Annotated in this window: 20 protein-coding genes; 2 read left to right on the top strand and 18 right to left on the bottom strand. The window is 69.1% G+C overall.

Annotated features, from left to right (window positions below; all coding sequences use genetic code 11):
• Positions 1-362 precede the first annotated feature (362 nt).
• A complete protein-coding gene (locus AC1RQF_RS15255) occupies positions 363-1,277 on the top strand; it encodes a LysR family transcriptional regulator (RefSeq protein WP_273998396.1) in 915 nt (304 codons plus the stop codon).
• A 2-nt stretch (positions 1,278-1,279) separates the two neighbouring features.
• On the opposite strand, the gene AC1RQF_RS15250 is transcribed toward AC1RQF_RS15255, so the two are convergent.
• From AC1RQF_RS15250 to gbpA, 14 genes are all read right to left on the bottom strand, one after another.
• Positions 1,280-1,963 (bottom strand): response regulator transcription factor, encoded by a 684-nt coding sequence (locus AC1RQF_RS15250; RefSeq protein ID WP_492872377.1) that lies wholly within the window; start codon positions 1,961-1,963, stop codon positions 1,280-1,282.
• 17 nt (positions 1,964-1,980) lie between these two features.
• Positions 1,981-2,505 carry a type II secretion system protein gene (locus AC1RQF_RS15245; RefSeq protein WP_273996474.1) on the bottom strand — a complete coding sequence of 175 codons (525 nt, stop codon included), beginning with the start codon at positions 2,503-2,505 and terminating at the stop codon, positions 1,981-1,983.
• Positions 2,492-2,884 (bottom strand): type II secretion system protein, encoded by a 393-nt coding sequence (locus tag AC1RQF_RS15240; RefSeq protein ID WP_273996475.1) that lies wholly within the window; start codon positions 2,882-2,884, stop codon positions 2,492-2,494. The genes AC1RQF_RS15245 and AC1RQF_RS15240 overlap by 14 nt, the downstream gene beginning before the upstream one ends.
• Positions 2,859-3,347, bottom strand: coding sequence for a prepilin-type N-terminal cleavage/methylation domain-containing protein (locus AC1RQF_RS15235; protein WP_273996476.1), 489 nt, complete (start codon positions 3,345-3,347; stop codon positions 2,859-2,861). The genes AC1RQF_RS15240 and AC1RQF_RS15235 overlap by 26 nt, the downstream gene beginning before the upstream one ends.
• Positions 3,344-6,043 carry a secretin GspD/PilQ domain-containing protein gene (locus AC1RQF_RS15230; RefSeq protein WP_492872376.1) on the bottom strand — a complete coding sequence of 900 codons (2,700 nt, stop codon included), beginning with the start codon at positions 6,041-6,043 and terminating at the stop codon, positions 3,344-3,346. The genes AC1RQF_RS15235 and AC1RQF_RS15230 overlap by 4 nt, the downstream gene beginning before the upstream one ends.
• Positions 6,044-6,089: 46 nt before the next feature.
• Positions 6,090-6,581 carry a hypothetical protein gene (locus AC1RQF_RS15225; RefSeq protein WP_273996478.1) on the bottom strand — a complete coding sequence of 164 codons (492 nt, stop codon included), beginning with the start codon at positions 6,579-6,581 and terminating at the stop codon, positions 6,090-6,092.
• Positions 6,578-7,132 carry a hypothetical protein gene (locus tag AC1RQF_RS15220; RefSeq protein ID WP_273996479.1) on the bottom strand — a complete coding sequence of 185 codons (555 nt, stop codon included), beginning with the start codon at positions 7,130-7,132 and terminating at the stop codon, positions 6,578-6,580. The genes AC1RQF_RS15225 and AC1RQF_RS15220 overlap by 4 nt, the downstream gene beginning before the upstream one ends.
• On the bottom strand, positions 7,129-7,659 hold the full coding sequence (locus AC1RQF_RS15215; protein ID WP_492872375.1) for a hypothetical protein: 531 nt from the start codon (positions 7,657-7,659) through the stop codon (positions 7,129-7,131). Before AC1RQF_RS15215 ends, AC1RQF_RS15220 begins: the two co-directional genes overlap by 4 nt.
• Positions 7,656-8,408: a hypothetical protein gene (locus tag AC1RQF_RS15210; RefSeq protein ID WP_492872374.1), complete on the bottom strand. Its 753-nt coding sequence runs from the start codon at positions 8,406-8,408 to the stop codon at positions 7,656-7,658. The genes AC1RQF_RS15215 and AC1RQF_RS15210 overlap by 4 nt, the downstream gene beginning before the upstream one ends.
• Positions 8,389-10,032, bottom strand: a complete 1,644-nt coding sequence (locus AC1RQF_RS15205) for a GspE/PulE family protein (RefSeq protein ID WP_273996482.1) — start codon at positions 10,030-10,032, stop codon at positions 8,389-8,391. The genes AC1RQF_RS15210 and AC1RQF_RS15205 overlap by 20 nt, the downstream gene beginning before the upstream one ends.
• A gap of 57 nt (positions 10,033-10,089) precedes the next feature.
• Positions 10,090-11,286: a type II secretion system F family protein gene (locus tag AC1RQF_RS15200; RefSeq protein ID WP_492872373.1), complete on the bottom strand. Its 1,197-nt coding sequence runs from the start codon at positions 11,284-11,286 to the stop codon at positions 10,090-10,092.
• Positions 11,287-11,288: 2 nt separating this feature from the next.
• Positions 11,289-11,813 (bottom strand): lytic transglycosylase domain-containing protein, encoded by a 525-nt coding sequence (locus AC1RQF_RS15195; protein WP_273996484.1) that lies wholly within the window; start codon positions 11,811-11,813, stop codon positions 11,289-11,291.
• A complete protein-coding gene (gene gspG, locus AC1RQF_RS15190; protein WP_273996485.1) occupies positions 11,788-12,222 on the bottom strand; it encodes a type II secretion system major pseudopilin GspG in 435 nt (144 codons plus the stop codon). The genes AC1RQF_RS15195 and gspG overlap by 26 nt, the downstream gene beginning before the upstream one ends.
• A 256-nt stretch (positions 12,223-12,478) precedes the next feature.
• On the bottom strand, positions 12,479-13,942 hold the full coding sequence (gene gbpA / locus AC1RQF_RS15185; protein WP_492872372.1) for an N-acetylglucosamine-binding protein GbpA: 1,464 nt from the start codon (positions 13,940-13,942) through the stop codon (positions 12,479-12,481).
• A gap of 295 nt (positions 13,943-14,237) precedes the next feature.
• Here gbpA and AC1RQF_RS15180 point away from each other — a divergent pair, with 295 nt between their 5' ends.
• The gene (locus tag AC1RQF_RS15180; RefSeq protein WP_492872371.1) at positions 14,238-17,084 is read left to right on the top strand and encodes a glycosyl hydrolase family 18 protein; all 2,847 of its coding nucleotides are present in this window, start codon (positions 14,238-14,240) and stop codon (positions 17,082-17,084) included.
• Between the two features lie 159 nt (positions 17,085-17,243).
• On the opposite strand, the gene AC1RQF_RS15175 is transcribed toward AC1RQF_RS15180, so the two are convergent.
• From AC1RQF_RS15175 to AC1RQF_RS15160, 4 genes are all read right to left on the bottom strand, one after another.
• On the bottom strand, positions 17,244-17,585 hold the full coding sequence (locus AC1RQF_RS15175) for a zinc ribbon domain-containing protein YjdM (protein WP_273996488.1): 342 nt from the start codon (positions 17,583-17,585) through the stop codon (positions 17,244-17,246).
• A 120-nt stretch (positions 17,586-17,705) separates the two neighbouring features.
• Positions 17,706-20,030: a CHASE2 and HATPase_c domain-containing protein gene (locus AC1RQF_RS15170; protein ID WP_273996489.1), complete on the bottom strand. Its 2,325-nt coding sequence runs from the start codon at positions 20,028-20,030 to the stop codon at positions 17,706-17,708.
• 367 nt (positions 20,031-20,397) lie between these two features.
• Positions 20,398-21,633, bottom strand: coding sequence for a DUF1479 domain-containing protein (locus AC1RQF_RS15165; RefSeq protein WP_492872398.1), 1,236 nt, complete (start codon positions 21,631-21,633; stop codon positions 20,398-20,400).
• A gap of 349 nt (positions 21,634-21,982) precedes the next feature.
• Positions 21,983-22,867, bottom strand: a complete 885-nt coding sequence (locus tag AC1RQF_RS15160; protein ID WP_492872370.1) for an ABC transporter six-transmembrane domain-containing protein — start codon at positions 22,865-22,867, stop codon at positions 21,983-21,985.
• Between the last annotated feature and the right edge of the window lie 103 nt (positions 22,868-22,970).

Genomic DNA, 22,970 nt, shown 5'->3' with positions numbered 1-22,970 from the left:
ACCCATTCCGCGTTATTCGCTTTCCAGCGTGCTTTTATCGCAACCCATGCGCGGCACGATTGGCATTCATCGCAGAAGCAATTCCGGCGCACCGGCCCTGCGACCGCCCGCTCAGGCGCGCGGCCCCGGAAGCCGCGCGCCCGCCCGCTGCGGGCCGGTCTGTTTCGCCATTGCCCGGCCGCTTGGCCGTTTCATCGTCGTGATTTCGTTTCTTGCGCCTCGTTTCACAACGTCCTCGTTTGCGTTGGCCATGACAGCGGCAATTCCTCGCTCAGTGCCGCGTTAGGTTACAAGTTTCGGGCGCATTGAAAAATCACATATGATTCCCTTGTCCTCGGAAAAATATTCCGCAACACATGGCTATCGATAATCTGAGTGGCATCACGGTCTTCGTGCAGGTCGCCGAGACGCGCAGTTATGTCCGCGCCGGACAGCATCTTGGGTTGTCGGCATCGGCGGTCGGCAAGAGCATCGCGCGCCTGGAAAAACGCCTCGGGGTCAGGCTGCTGCACCGCAGTACACGCAGCATGAATCTGACCGCGGAAGGCCTGCTCTATCTGAAACGCTGCCAGCACATCCTCGCGGAGGCGGAAGCGGCCGAATCCGAGCTGCTGCATGCGCTGCGCGCGCCGCGCGGCAAGTTCCGCCTCAGCCTGCCGCTCGTGGGCGACCTGATGTCGCCGGTGGTCGCCGCGTTCATGCAGCGCTACCCCGAAATCGAACTCGACATCGATTTCTCCGACCGGCTCGTCGACCTGATCGACGAGGGTTTCGACGCCGCCGTGCGTACCGGAACCCCGAACGATTCGCGTCTGATGTCGCGCCCGCTCGGCTCGTTCCGCCAGGTGCTCGTCGGCTCGCCCGACTACTTCGCGCGCAAAGGCGTGCCGCAGCACCCCGTCGAGCTGCGCGACCACGATTGCCTCCATCACCGCTTTCCGGCGACGGGCAAGCTCAGGAAATGGCCGTTGTATGTCGATTCGATCGACGAGAATCTGCAGTTGCCGGTGCGGATGATCTGCAACCATCTCGACACCCTGCTGCATGTCGCCCGGTCCGGACAAGGCATCGCCTGCCTGCCGGATTTCGTGGTCCGCGACGCCGTGGCCGCGCACGAGTTGCGGATCGTGCTCGCCGCGTATACGGAGAACCTCGGGACGTTCCGCGTGCTGTGGCCCTCCGGCAGGCATTCGTCGCCGAAGCTGCGCGCGTTCGTCGACTTCCTGCAGATGAACCTGTTCGCGCGGCAGAGCGATCCCGATCAGCGGACCGCGTGACGTCAGACCCGTTCCAGCCGATACCCGTAGTTGTAGATGGTCGAGACCACGAGGCCGTTCTTCGAGCGCAGCCCGAGGCTCGAACGCAGCTTGCTGATGTAGGTGGCGAGCGTCGCGTCGTACTTGCGGTCGACGCCGCCCCAGATGCGCTTGATCATCACGTCCTTCGACACGATCCGGCCGACGCTCTCGAACAGCATCATCGCGAGCTCGAACTCCCGCTGCGACAGCTCCACCGGCTTGCCGTCGACGAGCGCCGCATGCGCGGCGGGATCCAGCGCGAACCGGCCCACCTCGATGCGCTTGTCCGGGCGGACTTCGGGATAATACTTGCGGGCCTGCGCGGTGACCCGCGCGACCAGTTCGCGCTCGCGCAAAGGCTTGACGAGATAGTCGTCCGCGCCGTTGTCGAGGCCGAACACGATGTCCTCCTCGCCGTCGTGCTGCGTCATCATGATGATCGGCAAGGTCACGCCGAACGCCTCGCGCGCCCAGCGCAGCACCTCGATGCCCGACTTGCCGGGCACGTTCCAGTCGAGCAGCAGCACATCCACGCGCGCGTGCTTCACATGCTCGATGAAGCGCTCGCCGTCGTGGTGCACGACGGTCTCGTAGCCCGCCTTCTTCAGCCACCCCGACACGGTGCCCGCCTGGGTCACGATGTCTTCCAGAATTCCGACGATCATCCCTTCCTCCCTTGGATTCACTGCCCCGCGCCCGGCGGCGCGCCGCCCGCTCCGGTTCCGCCCGGGCCGCCGTTCGTCGACGGCAGATAGACGAAGACCCACTCGCTGTAGGCCGCCTTGTCGTCAAACGCCGCGTAGTCGTCCGGAAAACCACGCCGCTTGAGCGGGCGGCCGGCCGCCTGGCTGTACACGCCCATCACGCCGCCGTCCGGCGCGGCGACCACGCCCCACTCGACGCCGCCCAACGGATCGGCGTAGGCCCGCCGCAGGTGCCGCAGCGGACGCGGCCCGCGCCGATCGTCGACCAGCTCGTCGAGCGTGGTCGGGAAGCGGCTGCCCTGCGCGGCATTGTAATAGCTCGCAATCGCCTGCCGGATCTGGTCGCCCACGAACAGCAGCTGCGCCTCGCGGTCGCGCTGCTGGACCGTTTTCCAGACCCGCGCCGCCTCGGTGGCGGTCAGGCCGAGCGCCGCGACGAGCAGCAGCACGCCAAGATAGGCGATGCCGCGCTGCCGCGCCGGGCGCGGCTTACCAGGTTTCATAGGCGCTCCCGTCGAGCGCGCGCCCCTTCGCGCCACTGCGCACATCGTGCACGCCCGCCGCCTCGCCCGCCTGCAACACCCAGGTGGTGCGCTTGCCCGTCAGCGGATCGAGCGGCACGTCGCGCAGATAGCGGCCGTCGACCAGCGATTCGAGCGTGTCGGGATCGCCGCCGTGGTCCGCGCGATAGTCGTCGATCGCGCCGCGCAGCGTGTTCAGGTTGTGGCGCAGCACGGTTTCCTTCGCGCGGTCGCCCTGCTTCAGGTAGCCCGGCGCGACGAGCGCCGTCAGCGCCGCGATGATCGCCATCACGACCAGCAGTTCGATCAGCGTGAAGCCGCGCTGCCGGCCGCGCCTACCACGCGTTGTATGGCACGCCATTGAGCCCCTCCTTGCGGTTGCGGGAGCGTACGTCGAACACGTCCGCTCCGGATGAAAACGAGGTGGGATCGCTGTCGTAGCTGCGCGTCTCCCACATCTCCTCCGGCGGCTTGCCCTCGCACTCGCACAGCGGGTCCGCCGGAATCCGCCGCAGGAAATACAGGCGCGCGCCGTTCGCGCTCTGCTTGTCCTCGACGCCCTCCACCAGCGCGCGCAGGTCGGGCGGATAGCCGCTCGCGTCGATGCTGCGCTCGATCCGGCCCGCGTCCGAGGCGCGCTTGTAGGCGTCGAGCGCCGAGCGGATCACGATCAGCGAACGGCGCAGCTCGCCCTCGTTCGCACGGCGCTTGACCAGCTCCGTCAGCGGCAGCGCAACCGTCGCCAGCAGCGCCAGCAAGGTCAGCGCCGCCAGCAGTTCGATCAGCGTGAAGCCGCGCGTGCGGCGACGGGCGCCGGGCCTCATGCGAGGACGCCCAGGCGCGCGGCGAGCGCCGGCGCGTCAGCATAGGCGCGCGCGGCGCGCGGCGCGCCAGCGATCCCGCCGAAAGCCGGGGCGCGCGCGAGCGCGCGGGGCCCCCGCCACGCACGCACCGGCGTCGATGGCTCGGCAAGCGGCCCTGCCTCGATGCGCGCGAAGCCGCCCGCGTCGATCGAGGCAAACCTGCCAATCGTGTCAAGCCGCGCCGCCCGAACCACGGCCGCGCATGCGGTCAACGCCGGCGCACACCCCCCGGCCAACCTCGCCGCGCCAGTGGTGTCGTGCAGGGCAACGGCGCGACGTCGTGCCGATGCCGGGTTGCCTCGCGCAACCTGCGCGGGCTCCGGCTGCGCCGCGTCACGCGCATGGCGCAGCGCGCCGATGGCCTCCGGCAGCCCCCCCCTGCGCAGCCGCCGTTGCGCCGCATCGAGGCCGTCGCGCGCCGTCGCGTCCCGGCCTGCGGCACGCAGGTCCCGGGCCGGCGTCGCGCGGTCGCCCGCGCCGTCACGCGCCACGGCCCGCGCGGTCGCCCCGTCCAGGTCGCGCGGAACCGCCCGCATCGCGCCGGAGGTCCGCAGCACCGCCGCCGCGCGGGCGGCGACAGCCGCGCCGCCGGTGCGCAACACACGCGGCGCACGCGCGTTCGTGACGCGCAGCGGCAGATCCGCACGCATCCGCATCATGCCCGCGCCGCGCGTACTGCCAACCGGCTCGTCTGCGACCGCGCCCGCCCCCGCTTCGGCGGCCGTTCCCACCTCGGTGGTGGTTCCCGCCGCGCCGGCCTGACCGGCTCCACGCTCCGATGCCGCGTCGTCATTCGCCTCGTCATTCGCGCCGCCGTCCCGCGCGGCGGCCGCATCGGCCGGCACGATCGGCGCCGAGAGATCCGGCGCCGACGCCCGCCGCGGCGCGGCCTGCTCGAAGCTCGAATCGAGCGTCAGCGGCTCGGTGGTCACGCGCGTCTCGGTGCCCGACAGGAAGGTCGAGACCGCGGCCTCCGGCAGGTCGAGATTGCGCTCGATGTGCGGCGTGATCAGCAGCACGATCTCGGACTTCTCGTCGCTGGTCGCCTTCGAACCGAACAGCCGCCCCACCACCGGCAGGCCCGACAGGCCCGGCAGCCCCACCATGTCGGCGGTCTCGCTGCGCTTGACCAGGCCCGCGAGGATCTGGGTCTCGCCGTTCTTCGCGGTCATCAGCGTTTCCGCGTTGCGGGTGCCCAGTGAATAGGCGACGAGGCCCGTCTTGGTGGTTTCCTTCGACAGGATGTTGCTGACCTCCAGGTTCACCTTCACGCTCACTTCGTCGTTGAGGCTGATGCGCGGCTCCACCTTGAGGATCAGGCCGACGTCCTGGTAGCTGACCGACTCGCTGACCACGCCGTTCGCATTGGTCGTGGTGACGATCGGCACGCGCTCGCCGATCTTGATGTTCGCCTTCTCCAGGTTGCGTACCCGGATCTTCGGATTGGCGAGCGTCTTGGTGCGCCCCTTCTTCTGCAACATGTTGATCGCGGCCGACAGCGCGCCCGCGTCGCCCGAGACGCCGATCCGGTCGCGGTTGATCCGCAGCAGGTCGCCGAGCGTCATCGGCGACGAGCCGCCGCCGGCACCGAGCGCATCGAACTGGATCCGGCCCGGGTACTCGACGCCGAGGTCGAGCTTGTCGTTCACGTTCACCTCGAGCACCTGCACGTCGAGCGTGACCTCGGACTGCGGGATGTCGAGACCCATCACCACGCGTTCCGCGACCTGGATCGTCTCGGGCGTATCGCGCACCACGACCGCGTTGATCCGTTCGTCCACGTACACGTCCTTCGGCTTGATCATCTGGCGCAGCGCGGCCATCACCGATTTCGCATCCGCGTGCGACAGGAAGAACGTGCGCAGCGCGAACTCCTGGTAGGTGCGCGCCTTGTCGGCCTGCGCCGGATAGATCAGCAGCGTGTGCCGGTCGAGCACCTTCTTGTCCAGCTGGTTGGTGCGCAACAGCAGGTTGATCGCGTCCTGCGCCGTGGTGCGCTCCGCGAGCAGCGTGGCCGGCAGGTCGACCTGCACGTCGCGGTCGAACACGAAGTTGACGCCGGACACGCGCGAGATCACCTCGAAGATGCTCGACAGCGGCTGCTGGCGGAAATTGAGCGAGACCGGCTTGCGCAGCGCGTCCGACAACTGCGGACGCGCCGTGCGGCTCGCCTGCGATTCGCGCAGCAGCGCGTCGCGCAGGCGGCGCGCCTCGACATGGTTCGGCTGTTCGGCCAGGACACCGCGCGCAATCTCGAGCGCCTCCTGCGGGCGGCTGTCGCGCAGCCGCTCCGCGCGCGCCAGCTCGACGCGCATCTGCTGGCGCCGTTCGAGCCGCCGCAGGTCCTGCTCCACCTTCAGGTTGCCCGGGTCCTGCGCCAGCGCATTGCCGAGATGATCGATCGCGGCCGAATAATTGCCTTGCGCGGCCTCGTCCTCGGCCCGCCGCAACTCGGCGCGCACGTAGTCCGGCTTGCGCCGCTCCAGCGCAAGCTGCGCATCGATGTCCTCCGGCTCGGCCTGCTGCCGCGTGCGCAGCGCGGCCAGTTCGTCCGCGGGCGAGCCGGCCGCGTCCGGCGCAGGGTTGAACGGCGTACCCGCGCAACCGGTCAGCGCAACCACGGCGACCAGGACGAGCAAACTGACGGTTCGTTTCATGATGTCTTCCAGATGCGCCGAAGCGCTCGACGCGATTAAATGGGGTTCAGGGCGCGCGGCCCGGCATCGGCAGCGTATGCGTCGCGCCGTCTTCGGTCCGGATCAGCACGCCGGCCGGCCGCACCGCTTCGAAGCGGTAGCCCGGCGCGATCTCGTCGCCCGGCCGCAATGCGTCGCGCAGCGCGCAGCGCTGCTCGCACAGCAGGCGCAGGCCCGGCGCGCCGTCGAGCACGAAGATGCGCCGGCCGTTGTCGCGCCACTCGCCGCTCAGCCGGAACGGCAGCGGCGCGGCGGCCGGCGGCGCGGCATCCGCCGCGCCGAACGAATCGGGATCGACTTGCGCCGGCAGTTCGGGCGCAAGCGTCGGCTCGGCGATCGGCGGCGCATCGGCGCCCAGTCCGGCCCAGTTCTGCGCCGGAAACACCTCGATCACCACGCGCGACGGCGCGTCCGGCGGCTCGGCCTGGCCCGTCGCCGCCCCGAGCAGCAAGGGCGCGGCCAGCGCAGCCGCACGCCAGGCCCTGATGGCGGCGCTCATGCGTCCGGCCCCAGCAGGCTGATGCGCAACGTGATGTCGAGCAGCGGGCTGTCGATCTTCTCGCGCTCGAACGTGACGCTCTCGATCCGCGCCATCGGCTGATCGGCGATCGCGCGCAGCGCCTCGCGCGCGGCCAGGTAGGTGCCCGACGCCGCGATGCCGATCGTCAGCCGTCGCAACTGGCCCTTGACCTCGGCCTCGCGGCGGTAGGTCGCGTGCTTGCGCTCGACGCCATGCTTCATCAGGATCTCGAACACCGAATAGGCCTGCTCGCTGCTGCGCAACTGCTGCACGTCGCGCAGCGTCATGCCGCCCGCGCCGCGCGCGACGTCCGGCCTCGGCAACGCCGCGAGCGTGCGCCGGTGCTCGGCGCGCGCGGCTTCGAGCCGCTCCGTCTCCGGGCCCAGATGGGCCGTATACAGCAGCGGCGACACCGCCAGCACGGCGCCCGCGAGCATCCCGAGCGGCCCGAGCCGGCGGCCCGCCGCAAAGACGGCCCAGTGCAGGCGCGCGCGCAGCGCGCCCGTATCGATCGCACTCAGACGTTTCATGGCGACTCCACGCTCAAGCTGAAGAGATAGATGGCACGACCGTCGATCACCTTGGTCCGGTGCTGCAACAGACCGGTGCGGCGCTCCGCATGCCGATCGTTCAGACGCGACACGAACAGATAGATATGCGACAGGTCGGACGCCGCGCCTTCGATGCGCGCTTCCGTGCCGGCCTTGTCGACGACGATCGACGTCAGCGCGATCTGCGGGGTCCAGGCCTGTTCGATCCAGTCGACCACCGGCATTCCGGACCCCGTTATCGGCATGCGCTGCTCGCGGATCACGCGCTCGATGCGTTTCTGCTCGGGCGTCAGCTGCTTCTGACGACGCTGCTCGCGCTCCGCCGCGCGCTGCCGCTGCTCGATGCGCTGTTCGATCCGCTCGACCTCGTCGCGCAACCCGCCGAGCTCCGCGAACGCTTGCGCGACCAGCAACGCCGCGCAGGCCGCCGCGCCCAGAGCCGCGGCGCCCCACGGCGTCAGCCGACGGCGCGGCGTCGCGAAATCGATCGTTTCGGCGCGTCTCATGCCGGCACCTCGTCGGCGACGTCGCCGAGCAGCACGGCGTCCCCGCAATCGGGCGCCACGCGGGCGGCATCGTGCGCGTACAGATAGATCGGCCCCGTCACATCCGCCTCGCTCACGAGCGCCGCCGCATCGAGCAGGTCGCTCACGCGCTGGCCCCGCAGGCTCGGCAGGGTGACGAGATCGGCCCACTCGCCGCCCCGCCGGAACAGGCAGGTCAGCGCGCCCGGCTGCAACAGCGCGATCCGGCAGTCGGCGTCGACCCGCCGCGCCGCGTATTCGCGCAGCACGAACGACAACAGGTCGCGACAGCGCGTCAAGGTCCAGCCCGCCGCGCGGCTCGCCTCGGCCAGCGCGCCCAAAAGATCCTCGCGCACCGCGATCGCGAGCCGCGCACGGCCAAAGCCGACGTGCGCGACGCGCACGCTGAGCGGCACGCCCGGCGCATGAGGTTCGAGCAGCGCCCGCCCATAGGCGTCCCACCCGGTCGACGAGCACAGACCATCCTGCCACGGCAGCACGACGCCCTGCGCCCACGGATGGGCAAGCAGCACCTGCACGCGGTTGCGCAGCGCAGGACGCGCCTTCGGCAGGTCCGCCAATGCCCGCGCGAGCAGTTCGGCCGGTTCGCCGCCATGCTCGGCCGCGAAGCACGGCGCGCCGCCGCAGCGCGCATCCGCGTCCGGGCCGGCCCACACGCGCAGCTGGTCGGCGTCCACCATCACGTAGACGTCATTGAAGAGCGATCGCACGCTGCACCTCCTGGAACGTGGTCAGGCGCTGGCGGATCGCGGCGAGGCCCGCCGCCCGCATCGACTGGTATTCGAGGCTGTCGGCCAGCGCACGCGCACGCTTCTCGAGCGAACGTTCGAGCAGGGCCGCCTTCATGCACGCATCCATCGGCAGGATCTCGGCCAGTCCGATCCGGCCTTGATAGCCGGTGCCGCGACAGGTCTCGCAACCCGCTCCCGGCCGCACCAGATGCTGGAGGTCGTCGAGCGACGCGCCGGCGAGCGACGCGCCCTCGCCCTCGCCCGCGGGCGCGCCGCAGTCCGGGCAGATCCGTCGCACGAGCCGCTGCGACACCACGCCGTTGAGCGCCTCGAGAAACGTCGAAGGCTCGACGCCCATGTAGATGAAGCGATCGATCACGCTGAAGCCGTCGTTCGCGTGCACCGTCGACAGCACGCGGTGGCCGGTCAGCGCCGATTGCACCGCGATCGACGCGGTCTCCTCGTCGCGGATCTCGCCGACCATCACCGTATCCGGATCGTGCCGCAGGATCGCGCGCAATCCGCGCGCGAAGGTCAGCCCCTTGCGCTCGTTGACCGGGATCTGCAGCACGCCCTGCAACTCGTATTCGACCGGGTCCTCGATCGTGATGATCTTGTCGTCGCCGGTATTCACTTCCGACAGCACCGCATAGAGCGTGGTCGACTTGCCGCTGCCGGTCGGACCGGTCACGAGCATCAGTCCGTACGGCAGATGCGCGAGCGCGCGGATCCGCTGCGCCGTGCGCGCATCGAAGCCGAGTATGTCCAGACTCACCTGGTCGCCGCGCTGCGACTTGTCCAGCACCCGCAGCACCGCGTTCTCGCCGTAGGTGCCGGGGATCACCGACACGCGGAAATCGATCTCGCGGCCCTGCAGCACCACCTTGAAACGACCGTCCTGCGGCACGCGCTTCTCGGCGATGTCGAGCGTCGCGAGCACCTTGAGGCGCGCGAGCGTCTGCGTCGCCACCTCCACCCCGGGAATCCGGCGAATCGGCTGCAGCACGCCGTCGATCCGGTAGCGGATCGACAGCCCGTCGGGGACGGCCTCCAGGTGGATATCGCTCGCTCGGCTTTGCAGCGCGTCGTACAGCGTCATGTTGACGAGCCGGATCACCGGGCTCTCGTCCTTCGCGATACTCGTCAGCGTGATCGACTCGATCGCCTGCGCGAGCGAGTCGCCGTGACCGTCGACCGTCACGTCACCGTCCATCAGGCGCTCCCCGGCTTCGGCTTCGCCGAGCAGCCGCTCGACCTCGCCCGGCAGGCTCATCGCGAGCCTCACCGCGCGGCGCGCGAAGCGTGCGAACAGCGCATCGCGCACCCGGCGCGCGAACGGGTCCGAGAGGACCAGGCACGGTTCGCCCTCGAGTTCGACGGGCAACACGCGCAGGGTCAGCGCATCGTGCAGCGGCAGCAGGTCGAAGCGCGTCGGCGCGCTGCGCAAGGCGTCGGACGCGACCGCGGCAAGCCCGAGCGACGCGGCCGCGTCGGCCAGGCCCGCCGGCTCGGCCGCGAGTTGCCGGCCGAGGTAGTCGGCCAGCGCGAGCCCGGCGTCCGCCGCCCCGCCGCGCCAGTTTTCCACGATAGAGTTCGCTTTCATGTGCAGTGTTTCCTGTTCTGTTTCGTATGGCGCGCGGCCCGCGCGCATCCCGCCGGGTCAGCCGATGCTGCCCGCCAGTTCGAAGATCGGCATGTAAAGCAGCACGACCACCGCGCCGACCGTCGCGCCGACCGCCAGCATCAGCACGGGTTCGAGCACCTTGCTGAGCATCTCGATCGCGCGATCGAGCGCGCCGTCGTGAAATTGCGCGATGTGCTCGCACATCCCGCCGAGATCACCGCTCTGCTCGCCGACCCGCAACAACCGTTCGGCGACCGAAGTGGTGAGACCTTGCCCCGCCAGCACGGCCGATACGGGCCGGCCGGCGCGCAGCGCCGCGAGCGCGGCGGCCAGCCGCGCATGGAAGTGCGCGGGCAGGATCTTCCCCGCCAGCTCCAGCGCGGCGAGCACCGGCGTACCGCCACCGATCAGCAGGCCGACGGTCCGATAGAAACGGGTCAGCGCGAACAGCGCCGCGATGTCGCGCAGCTTCGGCAGACGCCACAGCAGCTTCAGGCCGATGCGGCCCGCGAGCCCGCCGCGCACCGCCGCGACGGCCGCCGCCGCGAGCGCGACGAGCGCCGCGCCGATCACGGCGCCCCGCGCCTCGAGCAGACGCGACCACCACAACATCGCCTGCGCGGTCGCGGGCAGCGTGTTCATCGTCTCGAACACCGCCGAGAAGCGCGGGATCACGAAGAACGCCATGAACATCAGGATGCCGACCCCGACGCCGATCACGAGCGCCGGATAGACGAGCGCGCCCGTCACCCGCTTGCGGATCTGCGCGATGCGCGTTTCGTACTGCTGGTAACGCTTGAGCACCACGGGCAGCTGGCCGCTGCCTTCGGACGATTCGACCGTCGCGACCAGCAGCGCGGGAAACGCGTCCGGCTGCTTCGCGAGCGCCTTCGAGAACGGCTGGCCCTCGACCATCACGGCGAGGATCCGGTCGATCACGGATTTCGCGCCCTTGCCGCCGCCCGTCTTGTCGCGCAGGGCTTCGAGCGCCTCGATCAACACCAGCCCCGCATCGAGCAAGGTCGACAGCTCTTGCAGGAACAGCGCAAGTTCGAACGCCGGCCGCCGACCGCGCGCGCCGGTGCGGCCGCGCCGCCGGACCTGCAGGACGATGCCGGCCGCGCCCACGCCGGCCGCGCCAACCTGCGCACGCGCATCGGCCTCGTCCGTGGCCTGCACGGTGCGCTCGACGACCTTGCCGCCGTCGAGCAGGCGAACCTGGAACGCGTGCATGCTCACCTCCGCCATTCGGCCAGCAGCGCGAGACTGCCGGCCCGATCGAGGGTCAGCTCGCGGTAGACCTCCCACACCCGGGTCGCATAGGCCTTGCGCGCGGGGGCGCGTTTCGCCGCGGAACCGGCGTTGTACGCCCCCACCGCATTCCAGGTGTAGCCGTGGCGCTCGACGAAGCCCGCGAGAATCGCCGCGCCGGTGTCGATCGAGGTACAGGGCTCGTCGACCAGGCGCTGGCGCGTCACGCCGACTTTCACGAGGCGCGGCAGATGCGTGCTGTTGATCTGCATCAGGCCGATGTCGTAGGTGCCGTTGCGGTTGCGGTTGAAGGCGCGCGGATTCATCGCTGATTCAACCTGCGCGATCGCCACCAGCAGCAGCGGATCGAGACCGTGGCGATCGCCCGCGCGGGACCAGCAGTCCTGCGCCAGCGCGCTCGGCGCGCAGCCTGCGAGCAGCGCCGCCGCGACCAGCCGGCGGCATGCGGCGCGCAGGCCGCTCTTACATGCCGTGAACGAGGTCCGCATCGACGCCGCTCCCGCCCGTGCGACCGTCGCGACCGAGCGAGGCCACTTCCGCCTCGCCGTCGCGGCCCGGTACGTTCCATTGATAGGCGCGGCCCCATGCGTCCTTCGGCACCGCCTTCGCCAGATACGGCCCGCTCCAGCCATCCGCGCCCTGCGGCTGCGCGACCAGCGCATCGAGCCCCTCGTCGGCGCTCGGATAGCGGCCGGTGTCGAGCCGGAACTGGGTCAGCGCATCGCCGAGCGTCTTCATCTGCGCCTCGGTCGAGCGCACCTTGGCCTTGTCGACCTGGGAGAACAGCTTCGGGCCGACGTAGCCGGCCAGCAGCGCGATGATCAGAAGTACGACAAGCAATTCCAAAAGAGTAAAGCCGCGTTGCACGCCGCGACGTACGGCACGATTCAATTTCACGGTAGATGTCCTGGGTGATGACGCGAGCGAGGTCGCGTGGAATCCGGCGTTCGAATCGCGGCGCGTGCCGCTGTCGTTGCATGCGTCACGCCGGACAAGTGAACGAGGGTTGACGAGAAAAGGCTATTTTCCGGGGGCGCCGCGTTCGCCTCAAACTTGCTCAAAGAAGTCTCAACGCGGCGCCGCCGGAAGGGGACGGGCCACGCACCCGCAGGGATGCGCGGCCCGTCGGACAGGCCGGATCAGCGGTTGCGGCTTACTTCGCGCACGCGCCCAGATCCTTCCACACCTTGCCGGTGTAATCGGCGCCCGTGGTCGCCGGCAAGCCCGGGATCTCGCCCTGGGTCCACCAGCGTGCCTCGTAGGTGCGACCTTGGTGCTGGACCTTCGCGCCGCCCGTGTAGGCCGCGGCCTGCGCCCACGCCGACGCGCACTGCGCGCCTTCGCCGCCGCCCGAATCGCCGACCAGCTTGAACGTGCTGGATTCCTGCACCAGCTTGCCGCCCTGGATCTGCGAGGTCGCCACGACCGTGTGCGGGCCGGCCTTCGCGTTCGCGATGTCGACCGACAGATCGCCTTGCGACTTCATCTTGGCGCTCGTCGAGCCAACCATTTTCTGGCTGCCGTCGAACACCTTGAGGCCGACGTCGGTTTCCTTCGCGTGGTTGAACTTGAGGAAGAACTTCGCGGTCGCCTTGCCGTTCTCGATCTTGAATTCGTTGTTGTTGGAGATGCTGAAGCCCTCGTCGATGCCGCCTTCCGGCTTCTTCTCGACCGTGGTCTCGGTGCGCGTGACGCCGCTGCCGTCCTTCGCGTACACGTCGTTCATGCCCGGCACCGGCTCGATCGCGCCGCCGTTCTTCACGCCCGCCATCAGCTTCGCCGACTGGGTGCGATTGATTTCCTTCGCGAGCAGCATCGGCCACATGTTCTTCTCACCGTTCTGCGCCGACGAGATCGTCATCGAGGTCTTCATGCCGGCGATCTCGCCGCTGGCTCCGAACACGCGGTTATGCACCTTGTCGCCGACCCCGAGGTCGTGCTGCGACGGCATGATGTCGCCGACGTCCTTCCAGCCCGGCTTGCCCGGATCGGTCCCGCCGCCGTCCTTCGTGATGTTGACGTCGGCGACGTTGTAGAACATCCCCGCCGTATCGCCGACGTGCCACGTCGACAGGATCACGTGATGGCCGGTGCGATCGGACGGGATCGTGCAGCCGTGCGGCCCGATCTCGTTGGCCTTCTTCATCCCGCCGTCGATCGTGCAGAACGGCGTCAGGTCGAACTGTTCACGCGTCAACAGTGCGTTCGGATTCCAACCCTGCTTCGTGATGTAGTACTTGAATTCCTTGGTGACGTGCGGCGCAGTGAACGTCCACTTGAAATCGTGCCGGCCCGGCTTCAGGTCGAGGATCTTCCAGCGCACGGCGTTCTGCTCGTTCAGCTCGCTGAACTGCACCACGCCGCCGCTCGGGATCTGGCCGTCAGGCGCGCCCGCTTGCGGGAAGCCCTGCTTGCCTTCGACGCTCTGCGGTTCGTAGGTGACGGAACCGCAGTTGGCGTTCTGCGGCGAGCCTGCCTTCGAGCTGCACAGCAGGTTGCGCGACGGCGGATCGGACAGGTAGCCGTGCGCGAACGCATGTTGCGCGAAGAACATCGTTGCGCATGCGACGAACGGCGAAAGTTTGAATAGCGTACGACTCGCTGAATGCTTGCTCATGAGATGGATTTAAGGAATCGGTTGATCGGAAATGGGTTCGGGCGTGACTCAATGCCGGCGGCAAGCCCCGGCGCCCATGCATCGCGCATTCCTGCATTGCCCGGATGCGGATCGCAGTGTGCGGGCCATCCCGCTTCCGCCCAACCATCCTGAATGATTTATCAACGTCCGGCGCCGCGATTGAGCAAGCGTTGAGATTCTTTGCCGGCGCATGCGCATTGAAAAAGAATGCGCGGGTCGATCCAGACACGCCTTTCATCACTCAAGGATGACCCGCAAATTGAAGATACTTAACATGCAACCTCGCTCGCCGTCGCACTACCCGCCTACGAACGAGCGCGCGCAGACGCTGATCTGCGCGACCATCGCGGCGGCCAGCGCGCTGTGTTTCGCGAACGCCGCGCTCGCCGCGCCCGGCGCGCCGAGCCTCAAGGCCTATGAAATCACCTCGCAGCCGCACGGCTTCGTGGAGATCGACCTGCAGAAGGCCGGCAGCGCCCCGTACAAGGACGTCGTCAAGCTCAACAAGAACGTCAACGTCCCACTGCCCTTCGACATCTGGAGCAACGGCACCGCCGTGAAGGCGCTCGCGGTGGTCGACGGCGTCGTCGATGCCGACTCCGAGATCAAGCTCACCCCGGGCGGCACGCAAAGCGGCAAGGTGGTCACCCGAGTCAAGACCCCGGGCGTGAAGAAGATGCAGGTCCGCGTGGTCGATGCGAACGGCGCCTCGACCGACAGCGCGCCGCTCGACGTGATCGTGTTCGACACCATCCCGGAACTCGCCGATCCGCTGCCGAACAACGCGAGCAAGAACCACAAGCCGTTCGCGAACCGCTCCGACTCGGTGGTCGGCACCTATTTCGCGACCTGGTCCGTGTACGACCGCAAGTTCAACGTCGACAACGTGCCGGTCGAGAACCTCACGCACATCCTGTACGGCTTCGTGCCGATCTGCGGCGGCGCCGACATCAACGCCTCGCTCGCGCGCGACGTGCCGAATTCGTTCCGCGCGCTGCAGCAGACCTGCGCGGGGCTGCCCGACTTCAGCGTCGCGATCCACGACACCTGGGGCGAGATCGGCATGACGCTGCCGGGCCAGACCGCCAAGTCGCAGCTCAAGGGCGTGCTCGGCCAGATGATGGCCGCGAAGAAGCGCAACCCGAACCTGAAGATCCTGCCGTCGATCGGCGGCTGGACGCTGTCCGATCCGTTCTTCCACCTGCACGACGCGGGCAAGCGCAAGGTGTTCGTCGATTCCGCCGAGCAGTTGCTGCGCACCTGGAAGTTCTTCGACGGCATCGACATCGATTGGGAATTCCCCGGCGGCAAGGGCGCGAACGGCGCGCTCGGCAATCCGCAGACGGACGGCGCGCTGTACGTGACGCTGATGAAGGAACTGCGGCAGATGCTCGACCGCGTGTCGAAGGACACCGGCAAGACCTACGAGCTGACCTCGGCGATCGGCGCGGGCAAGGACAAGATCGACGTGGTGAACTACAAGAACGCCACGCAGTACATGGACTACATCTTCGACATGACGTACGACTACTACGGTGCGTTCAGCATGACGGAGCTGGGACACCAGACCGCGCTCTACGCGCCGGCCTGGAAGCCCGACACCGCGTATACGACGGACAACTCGATCAAGGCCCTGCTGGACCAGGGCGTCGATCCGAAGAAGCTCGTGGTCGGCGCGGCGGCCTACGGCCGCGGCTGGACCGGCGTGTCCGGCTATACCGACGGCAACCCGTTCACCGGCAAGGCGACGGGGCCGATCGGCGGCGGCTGGGAGCCAGGCATCCTCGACTACAAGGCCATGGTCGCGAAGATGATCGGCCCGAACGAAACGGGCATCAACGGCTTCGAGTTCCACTACGACCAGCAGGCCGAGGCGCCGTATGTGTTCAACAAGAGCACGGGCGAACTCGTCACGTACGACAATGCGCGCTCGGTGCACGCGAAGGGCGACTATGTGCGCAAGCATCGGCTGGGCGGCATGTTCTCGTGGGAGATCGACGCGGACAACGGCGACATCCTCAACGCGATGCACGAGGGCCTCGGCCACGACGGCGGCAGCGGCGGCGGTACGCCGAACCGCCCGCCGCTCGCGGACGCGGGCACGGGTGCGACGGTGACGGGCGCGCAGACGGTGGCGCTCGACGCATCGAAGTCGCGCGACCCCGATGGCGACCAGCTGACCTACAAGTGGGAACAGATCCATGGCGCGGCGCTGACGATCGCGGACCCGGCCAGCGCGAAGACCACGGTCAAGGTGCCCGCGGTCGAACAGGACACGCGCTTCGCGTTCCGCGTGACGGTCAAGGATCCGGCCGGGCTCTCGTCGAGCGCCGACGTGACCATCGTCGCGAAGGCGGAACCCGTGACCGGGCCGGGCGAGAACCGCCCGCCTGTCGCCGACCTGAGCGGCCCGACGACGGCCGGGGCGAACCAGCCGGTCACGCTGTCGGCCGCGAAGTCGAGCGATCCGGACGGCGACAAGCTGAGCTTCAAGTGGACCGTGCCCAACGGCATCGGCGCACAGCCGAACGGCGCGACGCTGAACTTCACGGCGCCGGCGCTGAAGGCCGACCAGACCTTCGAGTTCGCGGTGACGGTCAGCGACGGCAAGCTCGCGTCGACGGCCAGGCACGCGGTGCGCGTGAAGGCGCAGGACAACGGCGGCGGTGCAGGCGGCCAGCATCCGCAATACCAGTCCGGCACGCCGTATCGGGCGGGCGACATCGTGTCGAACCTCGGCAAGCTGTACCAGTGCAAGCCGTTCCCGTACAGCGGCTGGTGCTCGGGTGCGCCGAGCGCCTATGAACCTGGCAAGGGTTTCGCGTGGAACGATGCGTGGACGCTGGTGGGCGAAGGCGGCGGCAACGGCGGCGGCAGCGGCGGTGGCAACGGCGGTGGCAACGGCGGCGGCAGCGGCGGCGGCAACGGCGGCGGCGGCAACCACCCCGCATACCAGGAAGGCGCCAGCTACAACGCCGGCGACATCGTGTCGAACGACGGCAAGCTCTACCGCTGCAAGCCCGCGCCGTTCAGCGGCTGGTGCTCGATGGCCAAGTGGGCATACGAACCCGGCAAGGGCAGCGCCTGGAATCAGGCATGGGAGGTCTACAACGGCAAATGACGATGCCATCCGTGCATACGGATGATCCAGCGTGAAAGACGGGAGCCGGCCCAGCCGGCTCCCGCACGCCCGGGGCAATCCATGCAAGCGTTCTCACCCGGCAGGGTCGCGAGCGCTTGCGCGGCCTGCCGTCCGCCTGGCACGCCCGAACCGTCGCGCTCACGCCTTCCGCACGAATTCCGTCTTGAGACTCATCGCGCCGAACCCGTCTATCTTGCAATCGATGTCATGATCGCTGTCGACGAGGCGGATGTTCTTGACCTTGGTGCCCATCTTCACGACGCCGGAGCCGCCTTTCAGCTTCAGGTCCTTGATGACCGTCACGGTGTCGCCGTCGTTGAGCAGGTTGCCGGCGGCATCGCGATAGACGCGGCCGGCCGCTTCGGCCGGCGCGGCATCCTGCGCCGACCATTCGTGCGCGCAGGACGGGCAGACCAGCAGCGCGCCATCCTCATACGTGTAGTCGGCCTGGCAGTTCGGGCAAGGGGGCAATGTGCTCATCGGCGATCCTTCGGGTGAAATCCAATAAAGCGCGCCAGTATAGCCGCCCGCGCATCCGGCCCGGGTCCCGCCCGACCGGCTGCGCGGATCGGCCGCACGCGCCGCGTCCCCCCGGCTCACTCATTCCTCGAGCCGTGCAGCTTCGGTGCGCGCGAGCCGCACCGTGAAGCGGCTGCCTTCGCCCAGCACCGATTCCACCTCCACCCGCCCGCCATGACGCGTGATCACGGTCTGCACGAACGGCAGGCCGAGCCCGACGCCCTGGCTCGCATCGGCGCGCGCGCCGTCGACCTGGAAGAATGGTTCGAACAGGCGCGGAAGCGCTGCCGCTGGAATCCCGAATCCGTGATCCTCGATGCCGAGCGCAACCTCGTCGCCCTGCCGGCGGATCCGGACGTCGATCTCGGTGCCTTCGCTCGAATACTTGATCGCGTTGTCGAGCAGGTTCACGAGCGCACGCAGCAGCATGTCGCGATGGCCGAGCACGAACAGTTCCTCGCCCTCGTCGTGCGGCCCTCCGACCTCGATCCGCTTCGCGGTCGCGCTGTGCCAGACCTGATCCACGGCCTCCGCCGCGAGATCGTTCAGCGACACGGGCAGATAGCTGCGCGCATCGAGATGCTCGGCGCGCGCGAGCTGCGTGAAGTCCTGCGCGACGCGCAGGCTGTAGTCGACGAGCCGGTGCAGATCGCCGAGGAAATCCGCATCCGCGCTCGCACCCGCGCCGCGCGCACTGCGCTCCTCGAGCAAGGCCAGCATCGTCGCGAGCGGGTTGCGCAGATCGTGTGCCATGCTCCGCAGGGTCAGGCGGTCGCTCTCCGCCGCGGCGCGAATGTCGTGCACGTCGACGAAGCAGATCATGCTGCCCGCATCGCCGTGATCGCCGCCGTCGCCGAACGGCGTCACCATCATCATGTGAATGCGGCCGTCGATCTCCAGCTCGACCGTCCGGATCGCGCGCGCCGCCTTTGCCGCACGGATCTCGTCGCGCGCGAGCGCGAGCATCGCGCGGTCACCGTCGGCGCCGGCGAGGCGGGAGAGGCGGGCGAGCATTTCCTGCCCCTGTTCGTTGCTGAGCACGAGCTGCGCCCCTTGCTCGACGAACACCGGATAAGGCAGCGCGCGGATGAGGTCGACATACGCGGTGCGCGACGCGCGGATCTGCTGCATCAGCTCGGTGATCCCGTCAATCGGCGCCGGGCTCGCGGCCTCCGACGTCGCGGCCGGCGCCAGGTTCGCGAGATGCCGGCCGCCGCCCGCGCGCAGCGCATCGAACTCCCGCCGCAGGAAGCTGTGCGTCGCGCTCGCGCGACGCCAGCCGTAGATCGCGTAGATCACGCCGCACATCACCACGGTCGGGCCGGCCGGCATCCAGTAGCCGCACCCCAGCGGCACCGCCATCGCGCTCGCGACGAACAACGCGACCCATCCGAGCGCGAGCCCGTAGAGCCGGGCCCCCGACGCGCGCGTGCAGATCACGATCATGCCGAGCGCGACCGCGAGGCCGATCAGCACCTGCAACGCGTACGGCACGCGCCGGATCAGATGGCCGCCCAGCAGCGCGTCGGTGGCAAGCGCATCGACCTGCACCCGGCTCAGGGGCCGCCCCGCCGCAGACAGCACGTAAGGACCGCCGGACAGATCCGTCGCGGTGTCGCCGACGAACACGACGCGCCCAGCGAACGCGGAAGCCGGCACGCGTCCGTCCAGCACGTCGACATAGGAGTACTGCTGAAGATCGAACTGGCGCGGCAACGACAGCGCGAGCGCATCGTGCACGATGTGCCCCATCGTCGTCACGTGGTCCTGCGCGTAGTGGCGCACGTCGCCGAGCGGCAACGGCAGGCCGGCGACGCGCAGCATCTGCAGCGCGACGTGCGGCTCCTCGGTGCCCGACGCGTCGACCTTCAGGAACGGCACGATGCCCTGCACCGCGTGATCGGCGCCGAGCATGAGGTTGCGCTGCCCGATCGCCGCCGCCGCCCGCGCGAGCGGCGCCGCCGGCGGCAGCACGACGTCGGTGCGGCCCGCCACGGCGTTGGACTGCTCGGTCAGCACGACCCGCCCGTGCCGCGCGATCGCGCGCGCCAGCACCGCGTCCTGCGGATTCGGGCTGACCAGCGTGAAATCGAGTGCAACGCTCGCCGCGCCGTCGAGCCGTTCGAGCAGGCGGGCATGCGTCGCCCGCGCGTAGCTGGCGCTCGCCCCGAGCGCCGCGATCGTGCGCGCATCGACGACCACCACCGCGACCTTGCCGCGGTGCGCAGCGTTGTCGTGGCGCGAAACCAGATCCCAGTGCACGCGATCGAGCGGCGCGAACAGCGTCTCGACCGACGGCGTATAGCCGAGCGCGGTCAACGCAAGCAGGACCAGCGCGAGCAGCCAGCCGGATGGACGGCCCCCGGACACCCGGCGCGCGATGCGATCGAACCATCTGGGCAGCATGTACGGGGTTCCTCTTCTGATTGTTATGGCCCATTCCATTGGCCCGCCTCGAAGGGCCGGGCCAATGGAATGGGACGGGAGCGGCACGGCCGGGCCCTGCACCGCATGATATAGCGCCGGGGCCCCGCCTGGAAAATCCCGACGCCGCGCCTGCGACGCGCACCCCGCCGGTGCGGCGGGTCGGGTGCCTGGCCGCACGTTCGAGTCCGAACAAGCGCAGCGCCGGGCAAGCCCGAATCTTGCCGGACAACGCAGTCCGATTGCATATTGGCGCGATTTTTAGGATTTAATCGATTTAATAAAATTCGATTTAGTACTTATATTAAAACCATCTCCCGCCCCGCTTTTCCCGCGCCCCGGCGGCGCATCAGGCCGGCTCGGCGCCCATCTGCTCGCGGCCGAGCGCGCTCAGGTCGACAGCCATGCCGCGCCCCGCGAAATCAGTCTCGAAATGATCGGCGGGGAAATCCGGCGGGCTCTCGCCGCGCGCGAAGCTCGCCCACTGGCGGCGCACATAGGCGCTGTTCTTCGCGCAGGCGGGCGCGGCCGCGATGTACATCACGTTGCTGTAACCACTGCCGCGATGCTGGTCCTCCACCGCATGAACCACGTCGCAATGCCAGAACACCGCGTCCCCCGGCTGCATCGCCGGGATCGGCACGAGCGCGTCGAGCAGCAGCGCATGCCATTCGGGCAGGATCGACAGCGCGCGCGCCGGGCGGGCGCCGCACAGGTCGTCGTCGGCCACGTCGTCCTGCAGGGCGCGCAGCAGCACGTAGGCCATCGCATTGGCCACTGGGATCAGCTGCAGCGTGCCATCGCCCGGGCCTTGCGCCGTCAGCGCGGTCCAGCCCTGGAAGGTGCGGAACATCGAGCACACGGCGGGCGACGGAATCTCCTCGGCCTCGGGCCGGAATGCGGGATCGTACGGATCGTAGCCGCGCCAATCGCCCGCCAGCACATGCCGGTAGACCTGCCGGAAGTTCGGGCCGAGCCAGCGCTCGACCGAGCCGCCGTCGACGTGCGGCGACAAGCCGAGCGACGCCGATCCGGGCGGGCGGCGACGCAGACGATCGGCGTAGGCCGGCACGCGCGACGGATCGAGGCCCGCGTGCGCGCGCCACAGGCCGTTCAGGAACGCCCGCACCCGGGTCAGTTCGACCGACTGCCGCGCGAGGACCTGCGGCCGCGACCAGTAGATGCCGTAGATCTGCGGCCGGCTCGACGCCAGCGCGCCGAAATACCGATCCTCGGCCCGGTGCGCGAGCCGCGCGTCGAGGCGGTTCGCGTCGACGTACGCATCGATCTCGTCGTTCCAGTCGCGCGCCTGCTGCGCGTCGAATACGCCTCGGATCACGCAGGCGCCGCGACGACGGATCGCCGCCGGCGCGCCGGGCGCGACCCGGTTCGACGCGATGTCGGCAGAATGCAGCACGGGAATGACGTCGCGCCCAAGCGCCTCATCGCGGCGGATCTCGTCGACCTGGCGCGTGAGTTCGCCTTCCAGTTCGCGGAACACCCGAGTGCGCTCGGGCAGCGCGGCGCGCAAGGTCTGCTTGGTCGCACGGATGGCCGCCGGCACATCCTCGATGTCGAAGCGCATGTCGATCTCCTCCTGAAGGTCGTCCAAGGGACGATGCAGGGTAGATCATGCCGGGGCTTCGCATGGCGCGCTTTACGCCAAGTTTCGATCCTTTTCCGCCGGATCGGCGCATCCACCGCCCGGGACGGCGCGGGCGGGCGTCCCGCGCGAATCGCGCGCGGCCCGGCCGTGACGTGATCGCCCCGACGCCCGAGGGGCCCGCACGGCGCGCCGGCCGCACGTTGGCGCGGGTGCCGGTCGCATGGCGTTACGCCGCCCGGCGCGCGCACATGGCGCGCCCGCGCGGCATACCGCACGTTGGAGCGCGTGCCCGCCGCATCGCGTCGAGCCGTTCGCCGACGCGCCCCGCTCATTCGCCGCCCGGCGCGTGCGCGATCCGCTCGCCGATATCACGCACGCGCGACACGCTCTGGACGATCATCGGCAACTGGCTGACCGCTTCGTACAGCATCCAAACATACGACAGCACCGCATAGATCGACCCGACCGTCGCGCCGCCGTGGCCGATGCGCAGCAGCACGCTGAAGGTGAAGGCCATCATCACGAGATCGACCGCGCCCCAGGTTCTCGCTTCCGCGTCGGAGATCCGCACGCGCCAGAAGCGCACCTTCTCGAAGTGCCGTCGCACGACGCGCAGCGGCGCATGGACGACGATGCCGATCTCGCGCTCCAGGCGATTGTTGAGCGCGCTGTTCAGCCGGTACGCACGCGCGGCGAAACGCTTGTTGATCCAGATGACAGGCACGAGCATCGCAAGCGCGAACGCGCCGACCACCCAGTCGTAGTACGCGAGCATCGCCGCCGCGCCGAGCATCCGGATCAGGTGGGTCGCCATCGCGGGGACGTCGGCCTCGAAGAAGCTCACGACCTCGCGCGACAGCGCGACACGCGCCGCCACGTGGCTGTCGTCGACCCCGGTGCCGCGCTGCCGCTCGACCATGTCGCCGACCAGATGCGCATAGATGCGCGTAAACAGCCGGGTGTCGTACACATGCCGGCACAGTCCGACCACCAGATGCGCGAACCACAGTGCGATCAGCGGCACGAGCCCGTGCGGGCGACCGGACAGCAGCCCGTCGATCGCGAGGCCGATCGCCGACGGATACAGCAGTTCCGCGATGTTCTCGACGCCAGTCAGTCCGTAGGTCAGCGCGAGGCGCGAGCGGTAGCGCGCCGCGATGGCGCGCAGCAGACGGCCCGGCGACAGGCCGGCGTCCGCGGGAGGGGAATTCATCGTCATGGTGTGAGCACCGGCGGGTAAAGGGCAGGCGGGGACAGGCTGGCGGCGAGCGGCGCGGCCCGTCGGTGCGCGACGGAGAGGCGCCCTGATCGCGCTT

It is taken from the genome of Burkholderia sp. GW821-FHT14F03 (assembly GCF_058803765.1).
Note: the sequence above shows the minus strand (reverse complement) of the source record. Positions and strands in the feature narration are given on the sequence as shown.

Coding starts and splice junctions, on each gene's coding strand:
- AC1RQF_RS15250 (WP_492872377.1), bottom strand. CDS start 1,963: ATGATCGTCGGAATTCTGGAAGACATCGTGACCCAGGCGGGCACCGTG.
- AC1RQF_RS15245 (WP_273996474.1), bottom strand. CDS start 2,505: ATGAAACCTGGTAAGCCGCGCCCGGCGCGGCAGCGCGGCATCGCCTAT.
- AC1RQF_RS15240 (WP_273996475.1), bottom strand. CDS start 2,884: ATGGCGTGCCATACAACGCGTGGTAGGCGCGGCCGGCAGCGCGGCTTC.
- AC1RQF_RS15235 (WP_273996476.1), bottom strand. CDS start 3,347: ATGAGGCCCGGCGCCCGTCGCCGCACGCGCGGCTTCACGCTGATCGAA.
- AC1RQF_RS15230 (WP_492872376.1), bottom strand. CDS start 6,043: ATGAAACGAACCGTCAGTTTGCTCGTCCTGGTCGCCGTGGTTGCGCTG.
- AC1RQF_RS15225 (WP_273996478.1), bottom strand. CDS start 6,581: ATGAGCGCCGCCATCAGGGCCTGGCGTGCGGCTGCGCTGGCCGCGCCC.
- AC1RQF_RS15220 (WP_273996479.1), bottom strand. CDS start 7,132: ATGAAACGTCTGAGTGCGATCGATACGGGCGCGCTGCGCGCGCGCCTG.
- AC1RQF_RS15215 (WP_492872375.1), bottom strand. CDS start 7,659: ATGAGACGCGCCGAAACGATCGATTTCGCGACGCCGCGCCGTCGGCTG.
- AC1RQF_RS15205 (WP_273996482.1), bottom strand. CDS start 10,032: ATGAAAGCGAACTCTATCGTGGAAAACTGGCGCGGCGGGGCGGCGGAC.
- AC1RQF_RS15200 (WP_492872373.1), bottom strand. CDS start 11,286: ATGCACGCGTTCCAGGTTCGCCTGCTCGACGGCGGCAAGGTCGTCGAG.
- AC1RQF_RS15195 (WP_273996484.1), bottom strand. CDS start 11,813: ATGCGGACCTCGTTCACGGCATGTAAGAGCGGCCTGCGCGCCGCATGC.
- gbpA (WP_492872372.1), bottom strand. CDS start 13,942: ATGAGCAAGCATTCAGCGAGTCGTACGCTATTCAAACTTTCGCCGTTC.
- AC1RQF_RS15180 (WP_492872371.1), top strand. CDS start 14,238: ATGCAACCTCGCTCGCCGTCGCACTACCCGCCTACGAACGAGCGCGCG.
- AC1RQF_RS15175 (WP_273996488.1), bottom strand. CDS start 17,585: ATGAGCACATTGCCCCCTTGCCCGAACTGCCAGGCCGACTACACGTAT.
- AC1RQF_RS15170 (WP_273996489.1), bottom strand. CDS start 20,030: ATGCTGCCCAGATGGTTCGATCGCATCGCGCGCCGGGTGTCCGGGGGC.
- AC1RQF_RS15165 (WP_492872398.1), bottom strand. CDS start 21,633: ATGCGCTTCGACATCGAGGATGTGCCGGCGGCCATCCGTGCGACCAAG.
- AC1RQF_RS15160 (WP_492872370.1), bottom strand. CDS start 22,867: ATGAATTCCCCTCCCGCGGACGCCGGCCTGTCGCCGGGCCGTCTGCTG.